The following is a 13796-nucleotide window of genomic DNA, read 5'->3' on the forward strand; positions in this document are numbered from 1 at the left end:
GGCCGGAGCCACGACGCCTGGCACGGCACCTCGCCGCGGCCCACCCGGCCCTGATCCGCCTGACAGGCCCTAGCCGTACGTGTCGCCGGGCCCCAGCGACCCCGGCGCCCGCAGCGGCCCGTACCCCCGCCTCGGCGCCCCGGGCCCCAGGACCTTGATCATCCGCACCGTCCCGTGCCCCAGGTCCTCGTTGAGCCGCGCGACCAGCCTCGGCGCGAGGAGCCGCAGCTGCGTGGCCCACGCGGTCGAGTCGCACTGCACGGTCAGCACCCGCACGTCCGGGTCGTCGTCGAACCTCACCGGCACGCAGTGCTTCGCCAGGTCCTCACCGACGATCTGCGGCCAGCGGCCCATGACCCCGCCGACCGCCGCCGGCGTCTCCCAGCCCCGCTCGGTGATCAGCCGGTTGATCGCGGCGCCGAGCGCCATCGGGTCGCGCCCGTCGGCGCGCGCGCCGGAGCGCAGCCCGCCGCCGCGCCGGGCCTGCTTCCGCTGCTGCGCGGCCGCGCCCCGCGCCTTCGCCTGCTCCTTCGCGGCGCGCAGCGCGACCCGGGCGAGGTCGACGCCCGAGGGCTCGGGCGCCGCGCCCCCGGGGGTCGCGGCACTGTCCACAGGCTGGGGACGGTTCTCCTCGCTCATGCGCGCTCCCCGGTCGGTCCCACGGTCATACGCGTTCCACCGCCCCGCCGGCCACCGCGTACCGCGCCCCGGCCAGGACGTCCGGCACGTCGTCGTCCACCGCGGCCGTCACCAGGACCTGCTCGCCGTGCGCCACCAGTTCCGCGAGCCGCTCGCGCCGGCGCGCGTCCAGCTCGGCGAAGACGTCGTCGAGGACGAGGACCGGCTCGTTGCCCTCGGCGCGCAGCAGGTCGTACGAGGCGAGCCGCAGCGCGAGCGCGTACGACCAGGACTCGCCGTGGCTCGCGTACCCCTTCGCCGGCAGGTCCCCGAGCTTGAGCAGCAGCTCGTCCCTGTGCGGTCCGACGAGCGTGACGCCCCGCTCGATCTCCTGCTTGCGGACCTCGGCGAGGGCGGCGAGCACCTGCTCGTACAGCTCCTCGCGGGTGCTCCCCGGGCCCGGCGCGGAGGGCCGGTACTCCAGGAGGACCGGTCCGCCGCCGGGCGCGAGCTGCTCGTACGCCTTGTCCGCGAGCGGCTGCAGTACGCCGATGAGGTCGAGCCGCTGGGCGAGCAGCTCGGCGCCGGCCCGCGCCAGGTGCTGGTCCCAGACGTCCAGGGTCGACAGGTCCATGCCCCGGCCGCCGTGCCGCCGGGCCATCGCGGCCGACTTCAGGAGCGTGTTGCGCTGCTTGAGCACGCGCTCGTAGTCGGCGCGCACGCCCGCCATGCGCGGCGAGCGCGCCGTGATCAGCTCGTCGAGGAAGCGCCGGCGCTCGCCGGGGTCGCCCTTCACCAGGGCGAGGTCCTCGGGCGCGAACAGCACGGTCCGTACGATCCCCAGGACGTCACGCGGTCTGACCTGCGAGGACCTGTTGATGCGGGCGCGGTTGGCCCGGCCCGGGTTGAGCTCCAGCTCGATCAGCTGGGAGCGCTCGCCCTGGGTGACGGCGGCCCTGATCACCGCGCGCTCCGCCCCCATGCGGACGAGCGGGGCGTCGGAGGCGACGCGGTGGCTGCCGAGGGACGCGAGGTAGCCGACGGCCTCGACCAGGTTGGTCTTGCCCTGGCCGTTCGCGCCCACGAACGCGGTGACGCCCGGGTCGAGGGGAACCTCGACCCGGGCGTAGGAACGGAAGTCGGCCAGCGACAGATGCGTGACGTGCATGGTTGGGCGCCGACCTTCCCCGGCTGCTGCGCACCGCCGGGTGCACAGCCTGTGGATTACTTGTTCTTCTCGACCGCGTGGCCGCCGAACTGGTTGCGCAGCGCGGCGATCATCTTCATCTGCGGGGAGTCGTCCTGGCGCGAGGCGAACCGCGCGAACAGCGACGCGGTGATCGCGGGCAGCGGCACGGCGTTGTCGATGGCGGCCTCGACGGTCCACCGGCCCTCGCCGGAGTCCTGGGCGTAGCCCCGCAGTCCCTCCAGGTGCTCGTCCTCGTCCAGGGCGTTGACGGCCAGGTCGAGCAGCCAGGAGCGGATGACCGTGCCCTCCTGCCAGGAGCGGAAGACCTCGCGCACGTCGGTGACGGAGTCGACCTTCTCCAGGAGCTCCCAGCCCTCGGCGTAGGCCTGCATCATCGCGTACTCGATGCCGTTGTGGACCATCTTCGCGAAGTGGCCGGCGCCGACCTTGCCCGCGTGGACCGAGCCGAAGTCGCCCTCGGGCTTGAGCGCGTCGAAGACCGGCTGGACCTTCGCCACGTTCTCGGCGTCGCCGCCGTACATCAGCGCGTAGCCGTTCTCCAGGCCCCAGACGCCGCCGGAGACGCCGCAGTCGACGAAGCCGATGCCCTTGGCGGCCAGCTCCTCGGCGTGCTTCTCGTCGTCCGTCCAGCGCGAGTTCCCGCCGTCCACGACGACGTCGCCGGGGGAGAGCAGGCCGGCCAGCTCGTCGATGGTGGACTGGGTCGCGGCACCGGCCGGGACCATGACCCACACGACGCGCGGACCCTTGAGCTCGCCCACAAGCTCTTCGAGGCTGTGGACGTCGGCGAGGTCCGGGTTGCGGTCGTATCCGATGACGGTGTGGCCTGCGCGGCGAATGCGCTCGCGCATGTTGCCGCCCATCTTGCCGAGACCGACGAGACCGAGCTCCATCAGATGATTCCTTAAGCGTCGTGTGCGGTTCGTACCCGCGTCCGAGCCTACGCCCGGACGCGGGTGCACACCTGTGGGGTCGGCCGCTCAGGCGAAGCCCCGCACAAGGCCGTGGAGCAGGCGGATCAGCCGCTCAGGCGCACCGGCATGATCAGGTACTTGTAAGCCTCGTCCGCCTCGGCGTCCACGGCGGGCTTGCCGCTGAGCAGCGCCGGCTTGGTGGAGGTCGTGAAGGAGAGCTGGGCGACCGGGGAGTCGATCGCGCTCAGGCCGTCGAGCAGGAAGGTCGGGTTGAAGGCGATCGAGATGTCGTCGCCCTCCAGCTGCGCGTCGACCCTCTCCACAGCCTGTGCGTCGTCGCTGGAGCCCGCCTCCAGGATCAGCACGCCCTGCTCGAAGCTCAGCCGGACCGGGGTGTTGCGCTCGGCCACCAGGGCCACGCGCTTGACGGCCTCGACGAAGGGGGCGGTCTCGATCACCGCGACCGAGTTGAACTCGGTGGGGAAGAGCGTCCGGTACTTCGGCAGGTCGCCCTCGAGGAGGCGGGTGGTGGTGCGGCGGCCCGCGCCCTCGAAGCCGATCAGTCCCTCGCCCTTGCCGGAGCCCGAGAGCGCCAGGGTGACCGTGTCGCCGCTGGTGAGCGCCTTCGCGGTGTCCAGGAGGGTCTTCGCGGGCACCAGGGCGACCGCGGAGGCGTCCGGGGACTCCGGCTTCCACAGGAACTCGCGGACCGCGAAGCGGTAGCGGTCGGTGGAGGCCAGGGTGACCGTGTCGCCCTCGATCTCGATGCGCACACCGGTGAGGACGGGCAGCGTGTCGTCGCGGCCGGCGGCGATGGCCACCTGCGCGGCGGCGGAGGCGAAGACCTCGCCGGGGACGGTGCCGGTCGCGGTGGGCATCTCCGGCAGCGCCGGGTACTCCTCCACGGGCAGGGTGTGGAGGGTGAAGCGGGAGGAGCCGCAGACGACGGTCGCCCGTACACCGTCCGTGGAGATCTCCACGGGACGGTTGGGGAGGGCGCGGCAGATGTCGGCGAGCAGGCGGCCGGAGACGAGGACGGTGCCGTCCTCCTCGACCTCCGCCTCGACCGAGACCCGCGCGGAGACCTCGTAGTCGAAGCTCGAGAAGCTGAGGGCGCCGTCCTCGGCCTTCAGCAGAAGGCCCGCGAGTACGGGCGCCGGCGGACGGGCCGGGAGGCTGCGGGCCACCCAGGCCACCGCCTCCGCGAGTACATCGCGCTCCACCCGGATCTTCACCGGAACCGCCTCCTGCTTGTTGCTGGCTCTTCGTCGACTGCGGGAACCAGTCTGACGTACGCCACCGACACTCGGTGCTGCTCGGGGTCAAGTCGGGACGAGGGGCGTTCGGGGCTCCGGCGCCGAGTTGTGCACAGCCCCCGCTTCAAAGCGGATTCCGAGCTAACTCTAGGTGGCAGTAGTAGTAGGGCCTGTGGAAACCGTGGATAACCCTGTCCACGCAGGTCAGACCCAGTTTTTTGTCCACCGTGCCTGTGGGTGGAACCGGTGGATAACCAGCGGTCTCTGTGGACACCCGAAAGTTCTGCACACCCCATACACAGGACACAGGGAGTTCTCCCCAGCCTCGTCCCCAGCTTTACCCCGGTTCCCCACAGGCCAATCCTCTCCCCTGGTGTGACGGCTTTCACTCGACGAGGTGAGGACGGGCGTTTCGTTGCCGAACAGTGGACAGGGCTGTGGAGAAGCTGTGGGCAACAGACCGTTCCCTGTGGGCGACCGGTGGACAACCTTCGAGACCCCCTGTGGACGAAAGTTCTGTCCACATCCTGTGGATAACGCTTGCCAACAATTCCCCAGGGGTCTGAGCTGGAGTGATCCCCTGGCACCAAGCCAGCCTGTGGACAGAATCCGGATAACTTCGCAGTCCCCACCCTGTGGACGGGTGATCATCCCGCAATCTGTGGAGAACCCGCCAGCGGAACGCCGCAATCGAACAGCCCCGCCCCGCCGCCGGCTCGTCCCCAACCTGTGCACACCTCACGGCCGACCCGTTCCGACCGCCGGAGGGGCCCGGGCAGCCCCCGGGAACGCCTACGGGCGCCCCGGGAGGAGTCCCGGAGCGCCCGTGGGAGGAGGCTGGTGTCAGCCGTTCTTGATGCGGTTGGTCAGCTCGGTGACCTGGTTGTAGATGGAGCGCCGCTCCGCCATCAGGGCGCGGATCTTCCGGTCCGCGTGCATCACCGTCGTGTGGTCCCGGCCGCCGAACTGCGCGCCGATCTTCGGCAGCGACAGGTCCGTCAGCTCGCGGCACAGGTACATGGCGATCTGGCGGGCCGTCACCAGGACGCGGCTGCGCGAGGATCCGCAGAGGTCCTCCACCGTCAGGCCGAAGTAGTCCGCGGTGGCCGCCATGATCGCCGTAGCCGTGATCTCCGGCGCGCTGTCCTCGCCGCCCGGGATCAGGTCCTTGAGGACGATCTCGGTGAGCCCGAGGTCCACCGGCTGCCGGTTGAGGCTCGCGAAGGCCGTCACCCGGATCAGCGCGCCCTCCAACTCGCGGATGTTCCGCGAGATCCGGGAGGCGATGAACTCCAGTACCTCCGGCGGGGCGTTGAGCTGCTCCTGCACCGCCTTCTTGCGGAGGATCGCGATGCGCGTCTCCAGCTCCGGCGGCTGCACGTCGGTGGTGAGGCCCCACTCGAAGCGGTTGCGGAGCCGGTCCTCCAGGGTCACCAGCTGCCGGGGCGGCCGGTCCGAGGAGAGCACGATCTGCTTGTTCGCGTTGTGCAGGGTGTTGAAGGTGTGGAAGAACTCCTCCTGCGTCGACTCCTTGCTCGCCAGGAACTGGATGTCGTCGACGAGCAGGATGTCCACGTCGCGGTAGCGCTTGCGGAAGGTGTCGCCCTTGCCGTCGCGGATCGAGTTGATGAACTCGTTGGTGAACTCCTCGGAGCTCACGTACCGCACGCGCGTGCCCGGGTAGAGGCTCCGCGCGTAGTGTCCGATCGCGTGCAGCAGATGGGTCTTGCCGAGTCCCGACTCCCCGTAGATGAAGAGGGGGTTGTACGCCTTCGCCGGCGCCTCGGCCACCGCGACCGCGGCCGCGTGCGCGAACCGGTTCGAGGAACCGATCACGAAGGTGTCGAAGAGGTACCGCGGGTTGAGGCGCGCGTGCTGCTCGCCCGGCGCGCCGGAGCCCTGCCCGGCGGAGCCGGAGGAACCGGAGGAACCGGAAGAGGGGGACCCGTGGACACCCCCGGGGCCGGGGACCGGACCGCCGCCCGGCCGGGGGCCGGGACGCGCGGCGTGGCCCGGCGGGTCGGGCAGCTCGGCGCGCTCGGGCCGCTGCTGCTCGTAGCCGTGGGAGGGCTCGTCGTACCGCGTCTGCCGGGACTGCTCGGCGGGCCCCGTGTACGGCGCGCGCTCCTGGTAGCCGCCGAGGCGCGGCTGCTGCCAGGAGAGGTCCTCCTGGGTGCGCGGCCAGGCGCCGGGGTCGGGCCGCTGCGGCTGCTGGTAGTCCGGATAGGCCGGGCGCGCGCTCGGCAGCCCGTCGTCGGACATCGGCCGGTGGCCGTACCCCTCGTACTTCTCGTACTTCTCGTACGGCTTGTCGTACGAGTCGGACCGGTCGCGCTCGTCGTACCGGGGCGGCTGCGGCGCGGTGGGCGGCGCGGGAGGCGCCGGCTCGCCGACGGAGTCGTCGACGGTGATCGCGATCCGGATCGGCCGGCCGCACTCGTGGCTGAGCGTCTCGCTGATCAGCGGGGCCAGCCTGCCCTCCAGGACGCGCTTGCCCCACTCGTTGGGCACGGCCAGGAGGGCCGTGTCGGCGACCAGGGCGAGCGGCTGGCAGCGCTCGATCCACTGCTTGTCCTTGGGCTCGATCCCCTGCTGGCCCTCGGCGAGGAGCTGTTCGAGGACCCGCGGCCACACTGCGGCAAGATCGGCAGGTACGTCAGCCACAGGGCACGCTTTCTCGCAGGTCCCACGAAGGTGTGGTTCTCGGGGACGGTGGATCGAAGTCCGGAAGACCGGTCTGTTGAGGACAGGTGAGGACAGAACGGAAAAGATTGTGGAGTCCGCCCACGGTAGTCGGGCGGACTGACGCGGTTCAAGTTGTTGTCCACAGCCTGTGCACAATGGGGGGCGGCAACAGGTCGGTTTGACCGGATGGCGTAGCCGCGCGTACCGTAACCAGGTCGAGTTGTCGATGGCTGCTGCCGCCTGCCTCCGATGGGCAAAGATCACTCTCTGTGATCACGAAGCGGTGCACTCGGGCGTATTGCGAGCTACTCGTGGGCGCACGGTGACAGCCAGGCGATGTCCCGCCACCACCCGAATCATTTCTGGAGCCCCCGAGTGAGCAAGCGCACCTTCCAGCCGAACAACCGTCGTCGCGCCAAGACCCACGGCTTCCGCCTGCGCATGCGCACCCGTGCCGGCCGCGCCATCCTGGCGAACCGCCGTGCCAAGGGTCGCGCGAGCCTGTCCGCCTGATCCACTTAAACAGGTCATGACGTGCTGCCTACCGAGAATCGGCTGAGGCGGCGCGAGGACTTCGCAACCGCGGTACGCCGAGGGCGCCGGGCCGGTCGCCCGCTCCTCGTCGTCCACCTACGCAGCGGTGCAACGGACCCGCACGCGCCTGGGGAGAGCGCTCCCCCGACGCGTGCGGGTTTCGTCGTGAGCAAGGCCGTGGGCGGTGCGGTCGTACGCAACCAGGTGAAGCGTCGTCTGCGTCACCTCGTCCGCGACCGCCTCTCCGCACTGCCCCCCGGTAGCCTGGTGGTGGTACGGGCGTTGCCCGGAGCCGGCGACGCCGATCACGCACAGCTGGCCCGAGACCTGGACGCCGCTCTCCAGCGGCTCCTGGGAGGGGGCACGCGATGAAGTACCCGCTGCTGGCTCTCATCAAGCTGTACCAGTGGACGATCAGCCCCCTGCTGGGCCCCGTCTGCCGGTACTACCCGTCGTGTTCCCACTACGGATTCACGGCCATCGACCGGCACGGCGCGATCAAGGGCACGGCCCTGACCGCCTGGCGCATCCTGCGGTGTAACCCGTGGTCGCCCGGCGGAGTGGACCACGTTCCCCCGCGGAAGCGCCCCCGCTGGCACGAAATGCTGCGGAACGCGTTGCGCGGCGACAAGGGCGGGTCCACCGCCGAGACGAGCCCGGCCGCAGAGACCTCGCCCAATGCTCAAGGAGCCTGATTAGTGGACACGATTGCCAGTCTGTTCAGCTTCATCACCTGGCCCGTTTCCTGGGTCATCGTCCAGTTCCACAAGGTGTACGGAGCGATCTTCGGTCCCGACACCGGGTGGGCCTGGGGTCTGTCCATCGTGTCCCTCGTGGTCCTGATCCGCATCTGTCTGATCCCGCTCTTCGTGAAGCAGATCAAGTCGACGCGGAACATGCAGGCGCTCCAGCCGAAGATGAAGGCGATCCAGGAGCGCTACAAGAGCGACAAGCAGCGTCAGTCCGAAGAGATGATGAAGCTGTACAAGGAGACGGGCACCAACCCGCTCTCCTCGTGCCTTCCCATCCTGGCCCAGTCGCCGTTCTTCTTCGCCCTCTACCACGTGCTGTCCAACATCGCGTCGGGCAAGGAGATCGGCGTGATGAACCAGGCGCTGGTCGACAGTGCCCGGCAGGCCCACATCTTCGGCGCCCCGATCGCGGCGAAGTTCATGGACAGCCCGGAGAAGGTCGAGGCCCTCAACGCCTCGCTGACCGACGTCCGCATCGTCACCGCCATCATGATCATCCTGATGTCGGCCTCGCAGTTCTTCACCCAGCGCCAGCTGATGATGAAGAACGTCGACCTCTCGGTGAAGACCCCGTACATGCAGCAGCAGAAGATGCTCATGTACATCTTCCCGGTGATCTTCGCCGTCATGGGCATCAACTTCCCCGTCGGTGTCCTCGTCTACTGGCTGACCACCAACGTGTGGACCATGGGCCAGCAGATGTACGTGATCAACCAGAACCCGACGCCGGGCAGCAAGGCCCAGGACGCCTACCTCCAGCGCCTGCTCAAGAGCGTCATCCACCACGGCGAGGTCCGCGGCCGGCGCCGGAAGAGCGTCGTCAAGGTCATCGTCGCCAAGGGCAGCGACCGCAACGAGAACGAGCGCCGCTTCTTCGGAGGCCTCGCCAAGGCCGGGTTCGTCGCCCAGGCCGACGGCAGCGTGATCAAGGGCGACACCCTCCCGGCCGAGGCCGAGGGTGCCGCCGCCAAGCGCCAGCAGCCCAAGCGCCAGACCAAGGCCCAGCGCCAGGCCGCCGCGGCCCAGGCGACCGTCTCCAAGGACGCCGGAGAAGCCTCCGAGCCGGCCGCCGAGAAGGCGACCACCTCGCTGGAGAAGAAGCCCCAGGGCCCGGCCAAGAGCGATGCCTCCGGTGCCGACGCGAAGGACGGGGCCCAGGGCGACAAGCCCGCGCGTCCGAGCCGTGCCAACTCCGGCGGCTCCCGGCAGCAGGGCAAGACCGGCCAGCGCAAGGGCCAGCAGCGGCCCAAGCACCCGTCCTCCAAGAAGTAAGCCTCCCCCCGACGCAAGAAGGAGCCCGTCCGTGACGGAAGGCACCACCTCCGCCGCCGCCGAGGGTGGCGACACCCTGACCCGCCTGGAGCAGGAGGGTGAGATCGCGGCCGACTACCTCGAAGGTCTGCTCGACATCGCCGACCTCGACGGCGACATCGACATGGACGTCGAGGCGGACCGGGCAGCGGTCTCGATCATCAGCGACTCCGGCAGCCGTGACCTCCAGAAGCTCGTGGGTCGCGACGGCGAGGTCCTGGAGGCGCTTCAGGAGCTGACCCGGCTGGCCGTGCACCGGGAGACCGGCGACCGCAGCCGTCTGATGCTCGACATCGCCGGTTTCCGGGCCAAGAAGCGTTCCGAGCTCGCCGAGCTGGGTGCCAAGGCCGCGGCCGAGGTGAAGGCTGGCGGGCAGCCGGTCAAGCTGGATCCGATGACGCCGTTCGAGCGCAAGGTCGTGCACGACGCGATCGCCGCCGCCGGTCTGCGCAGCGAGTCCGAGGGCGAGGAGCCGCAGCGCTTCGTCGTCGTGCTCCCGGCCTGAACCCCTCACGCAGTCCCGGCCCCGTCTGTTCGCAGGCGGGGCCGATCTTTGTCAGCCTGATAGTCAGCCACCACAGTGCGCTCGCACGTCATGCGTGCGGTACGGAAGGACGGTTCCCGTGACGGAGGCAGCGGAGCTCCCCGAGGCGCCGGAGCAGGCACGGACAGTCTTCGGTGAGTACTTCCCGGAGGCCGTGCGGTACGCCGAGCTCCTCGCGGACGCGGGTGTGAAGCGTGGTCTGATCGGCCCGCGCGAGGTCCCGAGGCTCTGGGAACGCCATCTGCTGAACTGCGCCGTCCTCTCGGAGGTCGTGCCCGAGGGCGTCACCGTCTGCGACGTCGGCTCGGGCGCAGGTCTGCCCGGCATCCCCCTGGCCCTGGTCCGGCCCGACCTGAAGATCACCCTCCTGGAACCGCTGCTGCGCCGGACGAACTTCCTCCAAGAGGTGGTCGAGCTGCTCGGCCTCGACCATGTGACCGTGGTCCGGGGGCGCGCCGAGGAGATGCTCGGCAAGATCACGCCCGTGCACGTGGTGACCGCGCGCGCGGTGGCCCCGCTGGACCGCCTCGCCGGCTGGGGCGTTCCCCTGCTGCGCCCGTACGGGGAGATGCTGGCGCTCAAGGGCGACACCGCGCAGGAGGAGATCGACGGAGCCCGCGCCGCGCTCTCCCGGCTCGGCGTGGTGGAGACCTCGGTGCTGCACGTGGGCGAGGGGATCGTCGACCCCCTGTCCACCGTCGTCCGAGTGGAGGTCGGCGAGAGCCCCGGTGGCGTGCGGTTCGCCGCCAAGCGGGCCAAGGCCGCCCGTACGAGCAAGACCCGCCGACGCCGCTGACGGAAGCCCGTCGGCGGGAGGCCCCTGCCGACGGGCGTCGCATACGTCCCATTTCGGAGTGTCGACCGGCCCCGGCAGGGTGGCACGGGCATGGTGTTTCACGTGAAACATCGCTCACTGCTGCAGGGGATCATCAGTCGTGGCCGTGCGACCGCCGCGCCCCGGGACCGTAGGCCCCGCGTGAATCCACCCGCGAGGGTTACGGGGATGTCCACAGAGGTGGATTCATCCACAGAACCCCCGACCTCGCTGGTTCGTGACCCCGAAAGCATGGCAGGCTCTCCTCATCGCGAGCCCGAAGTCGAGGAGAGTGAATCCTTGCGGTCCGACGCCAACATCGCGGGACCGATGACCGATCCGGTCCCCGGTCCCCGAACCGAATCGGTAGGGGGTGATGTTTCACGTGAAACATCGCCTCCCATGGAAACGCCGCCCCCCATGGACGACACCCCCATCGGCCGCGCTGCCCAGATGGCAGTAGAGGCCCTGGGGCGTGCCGGCGAAGGGCTTCCCCGTCCGGCCCGGACTCGCGTCATGGTGGTGGCCAATCAGAAGGGCGGCGTGGGCAAGACGACCACGACGGTCAACCTTGCCGCCTCCCTGGCCCTGCACGGCGCCCGTGTCCTGGTCATCGACCTGGACCCGCAGGGAAACGCCTCCACGGCACTCGGCATCGACCATCACGCCAGCGTCCCCTCGATCTACGACGTCCTCGTGGACAGCCGGCCGCTCTCCGAAGTGGTGCAGCCCGTGATGGACGTGGAAGGCCTCTTCTGTGCCCCCGCCACCATCGATCTCGCCGGAGCCGAGATCGAGCTGGTGTCGCTGGTGGCGCGCGAGAGCCGCCTCCAGCGGGCGATCCAGGCCTATGAGCAACCGCTGGACTACATCCTGATCGATTGCCCGCCCTCGCTCGGCCTGCTCTCGGTGAACGCCCTGGTGGCGGGGGCCGAGGTGCTGATCCCGATCCAGTGCGAGTACTACGCCCTCGAAGGCCTCGGTCAGCTCCTGAAGAACGTCGACCTGGTCCGCGGGCACCTCAACCCCGCGCTCCACGTCTCGACGATCCTGCTCACCATGTACGACGGTCGGACGAGGCTCGCCTCGCAGGTCGCCGAGGAGGTGCGCACCCACTTCGGCAAAGAGGTGCTGCGGACCAGCATCCCCCGGTCCGTCCGTATCTCGGAGGCGCCGAGCTACGGCCAGACGGTGATCACGTACGATCCGGGCTCCAGCGGTGCCCTGTCGTACATCGAAGCGGCTCGTGAGATCGCCCTTCGGGGCGTCACCGTGAACTATGACGCCCAGCACGCACGTGTCGGGCACCAGAACCATCAGCGCAGCATGTCGGAGGGAATTCAGTGAGTGAGCGACGTAGGGGATTGGGGCCGCGTGGGCTCGGTTCGCTGATCCCGCAGAGCGCTCCGTCTCCCGAGTCGGCGGTGGCATGGGCCGAGGCCGTGAAGACGGTCGAGCCGCAGGCCCCCGCCGGGGCGTACTTCACCGAGATCCCGATCGACGCCATCGTGCCCAACCGGCACCAGCCGCGGCAGATCTTCGACGAGGACGCTCTCGCGGAGCTGGTCACCTCCATCAAGGAGGTCGGTCTGCTCCAGCCCGTGGTGGTGCGCAAGGCCGACGGCGACCGCTATGAGCTCGTCATGGGCGAGCGTCGTCTGCGGGCCTCCACGACGGCGGGCCTGGAGCGGATCCCGGCGATCGTCCGGGAGACCGACGACGAGAAGATGCTCCTGGACGCCCTCCTGGAGAACCTCCACCGGGCGCAGCTGAACGCGATCGAGGAGGCGCACGCCTACGAGCAACTGCTCAAGGACTTCGGCTGCACGCACGATCAGCTCGCGGACCGGATCGGACGCTCCCGCCCGCAGATCTCCAACACGCTGCGTCTGCTGCGTCTCTCTCCCCCGGTGCAGCGCCGGGTCGCCGCCGGGGTGCTCTCCGCCGGCCACGCACGGGCCCTGCTCGGCGTGGAGGACGGGGAGGCCCAGGACAAGCTGGCGGCCCGGATCGTCGCCGAGGGCCTCTCGGTGCGTTCCGTCGAGGAGATCGTGAGCCTCATGGGCTCCGAGGAGACCGCCGGTGCGGTCAAGCCGAAGAAGCCGCGAGCCGGTGCCCGCGTCTCGCCCGCCCTCACGGACCTGGCCACCCGGCTCTCGGACCGCTTCGAGACCCGGGTGAAGGTCGACCTGGGGCAGAAGAAGGGCAAGATCGTCGTGGAGTTCGCCTCCATGGACGACCTGGAGCGGATCCTCTCGACCCTGGCTCCCGGCGAGGGCCGGGTCCTGGACCAGAAGAAGGTGGAGCAGGGCGCCAAGGGCTGACCCACGAGCTTCTTCGCCTCCCCGCTTCCATGAGGTTCCTGAGGGCGGGCCGTGCTCCGGTTCCACCGGGGCACGGCCCGCCCTTTGCCTGGGGACGGTGTCCTCCCGATCGCCCGGTCGATACGATTTCGGGAGGCACATCCGTACGCGAAGGCGAGGGAAGCGAGGAACGGCCGTGGGGCGTCGGCTCGTACCGCTCACGCTGGACAACCTTCCGGACCTCCCCAAGCGGTGTCGCTCCTGTGTCTTCTGGGAGCTCGACCCGGTCAGCGGTGAGGCCGCCGTGAAGGCGGGGCGTTCGGAGTGGGAGAAGGAGTCCTGGATCTCGGCGGTGCTCCTGGAATGGGGCTCCTGCGGGCGGGTGGTCTATGTGGACGAGGTGCCGGTCGGCTACGTCCTCTACGCTCCCCCGGCCTATGTGCCGCGCTCGACGTCCTTTCCGACGAGCCCCGTGGCGGCGGATGCCGTTCAGCTGATGACCTCGTGGATCATGCCGGGGTATCAGGGGCAGGGCCTGGGGCGCGTGATGGTGCAGACCGTGGCCAAGGACGTGCTGCGGCGGGGCTTCAAGGCGATCGAGGCGTTCGGGGACGCCCGGTGGAAGGAACCGGCCTGTGTGCTGCCGGCCGACCATCTGCTCGCGGTGGGCTTCAAGACCGTCCGGCCACACCATGCCTTTCCCCGCATGCGACTGGACCTCAGGACGACGCTCTCCTGGAAGGAGGATGTCGAGATGGCTCTGGACCGCCTGCTCGGAGCCGTACAGAAGGAGCCCGCCCTGCGGCCCCTCTAGGGTCTGTCCAGCGGAGCAGGGTCGGGTAGGCCCTAGGCCCG

General features: G+C 69.8%; 14 protein-coding genes. 9 read left to right on the top strand and 5 right to left on the bottom strand.

Going from position 1 to position 13796, the window contains the following annotated elements; translation table 11 throughout:
• Nucleotides 1-69: 69 nt before the first annotated feature.
• The 5 genes from OO47_RS11060 to dnaA form a co-directional block, all read right to left on the bottom strand.
• Nucleotides 70-639 (bottom strand): DUF721 domain-containing protein, encoded by a 570-nt coding sequence (locus OO47_RS11060; RefSeq protein ID WP_030206733.1) that lies wholly within the window; start codon nucleotides 637-639, stop codon nucleotides 70-72.
• A 25-nt stretch (nucleotides 640-664) separates the two neighbouring features.
• Nucleotides 665-1786 carry a DNA replication/repair protein RecF gene (gene recF, locus OO47_RS11065; RefSeq protein ID WP_030206736.1) on the bottom strand — a complete coding sequence of 374 codons (1122 nt, stop codon included), beginning with the start codon at nucleotides 1784-1786 and terminating at the stop codon, nucleotides 665-667.
• A gap of 56 nt (nucleotides 1787-1842) precedes the next feature.
• Nucleotides 1843-2721, bottom strand: coding sequence for a phosphogluconate dehydrogenase (NAD(+)-dependent, decarboxylating) (gene gnd / locus OO47_RS11070; RefSeq protein ID WP_030206739.1), 879 nt, complete (start codon nucleotides 2719-2721; stop codon nucleotides 1843-1845).
• A 125-nt stretch (nucleotides 2722-2846) separates the two neighbouring features.
• Entirely contained in the window at nucleotides 2847-3977 is a 1131-nt protein-coding gene (gene dnaN, locus OO47_RS11075; protein WP_030205035.1) for a DNA polymerase III subunit beta, read from the bottom strand.
• 864 nt (nucleotides 3978-4841) lie between these two features.
• Complete coding sequence (gene dnaA, locus OO47_RS11080) at nucleotides 4842-6662, bottom strand: chromosomal replication initiator protein DnaA (protein WP_030206752.1); 1821 nt, start codon at nucleotides 6660-6662, stop codon at nucleotides 4842-4844.
• A 396-nt stretch (nucleotides 6663-7058) separates the two neighbouring features.
• On the opposite strand from dnaA, the gene rpmH reads away from it, so the two are divergent.
• The 9 genes from rpmH to OO47_RS11125 all read left to right on the top strand — a co-directional run bounded on the left by rpmH (nucleotide 7059) and on the right by OO47_RS11125 (nucleotide 13755).
• On the top strand, nucleotides 7059-7196 hold the full coding sequence (rpmH, locus tag OO47_RS11085; RefSeq protein ID WP_015659252.1) for a 50S ribosomal protein L34: 138 nt from the start codon (nucleotides 7059-7061) through the stop codon (nucleotides 7194-7196).
• Nucleotides 7197-7217: 21 nt separating this feature from the next.
• Nucleotides 7218-7589: a ribonuclease P protein component gene (gene rnpA, locus OO47_RS34900; RefSeq protein ID WP_078489585.1), complete on the top strand. Its 372-nt coding sequence runs from the start codon at nucleotides 7218-7220 to the stop codon at nucleotides 7587-7589.
• On the top strand, nucleotides 7586-7912 hold the full coding sequence (yidD, locus tag OO47_RS11095; RefSeq protein WP_015034858.1) for a membrane protein insertion efficiency factor YidD: 327 nt from the start codon (nucleotides 7586-7588) through the stop codon (nucleotides 7910-7912). The genes rnpA and yidD overlap by 4 nt, the downstream gene beginning before the upstream one ends.
• Nucleotides 7913-7915: 3 nt before the next feature.
• A complete protein-coding gene (gene yidC, locus OO47_RS11100) occupies nucleotides 7916-9241 on the top strand; it encodes a membrane protein insertase YidC (protein WP_030206758.1) in 1326 nt (441 codons plus the stop codon).
• A 31-nt stretch (nucleotides 9242-9272) separates the two neighbouring features.
• Nucleotides 9273-9785, top strand: a complete 513-nt coding sequence (locus tag OO47_RS11105) for a Jag family protein (RefSeq protein WP_030206759.1) — start codon at nucleotides 9273-9275, stop codon at nucleotides 9783-9785.
• A 118-nt stretch (nucleotides 9786-9903) separates the two neighbouring features.
• Nucleotides 9904-10620 carry a 16S rRNA (guanine(527)-N(7))-methyltransferase RsmG gene (gene rsmG / locus OO47_RS11110; RefSeq protein ID WP_033208766.1) on the top strand — a complete coding sequence of 239 codons (717 nt, stop codon included), beginning with the start codon at nucleotides 9904-9906 and terminating at the stop codon, nucleotides 10618-10620.
• A gap of 270 nt (nucleotides 10621-10890) precedes the next feature.
• Nucleotides 10891-11985, top strand: coding sequence for a ParA family protein (locus tag OO47_RS11115; protein WP_078489586.1), 1095 nt, complete (start codon nucleotides 10891-10893; stop codon nucleotides 11983-11985).
• Nucleotides 11982-12962 (top strand): ParB/RepB/Spo0J family partition protein, encoded by a 981-nt coding sequence (locus OO47_RS11120; protein ID WP_030206768.1) that lies wholly within the window; start codon nucleotides 11982-11984, stop codon nucleotides 12960-12962. Before OO47_RS11115 ends, OO47_RS11120 begins: the two co-directional genes overlap by 4 nt.
• A 175-nt stretch (nucleotides 12963-13137) precedes the next feature.
• Nucleotides 13138-13755 (top strand): GNAT family N-acetyltransferase, encoded by a 618-nt coding sequence (locus OO47_RS11125; protein WP_030206770.1) that lies wholly within the window; start codon nucleotides 13138-13140, stop codon nucleotides 13753-13755.
• Nucleotides 13756-13796: the final 41 nt, after the last annotated feature.

This window comes from Streptomyces bikiniensis (assembly GCF_000716625.1).
GTDB classification, from domain to species: Bacteria; Actinomycetota; Actinomycetes; order Streptomycetales; family Streptomycetaceae; genus Streptomyces; species Streptomyces bikiniensis.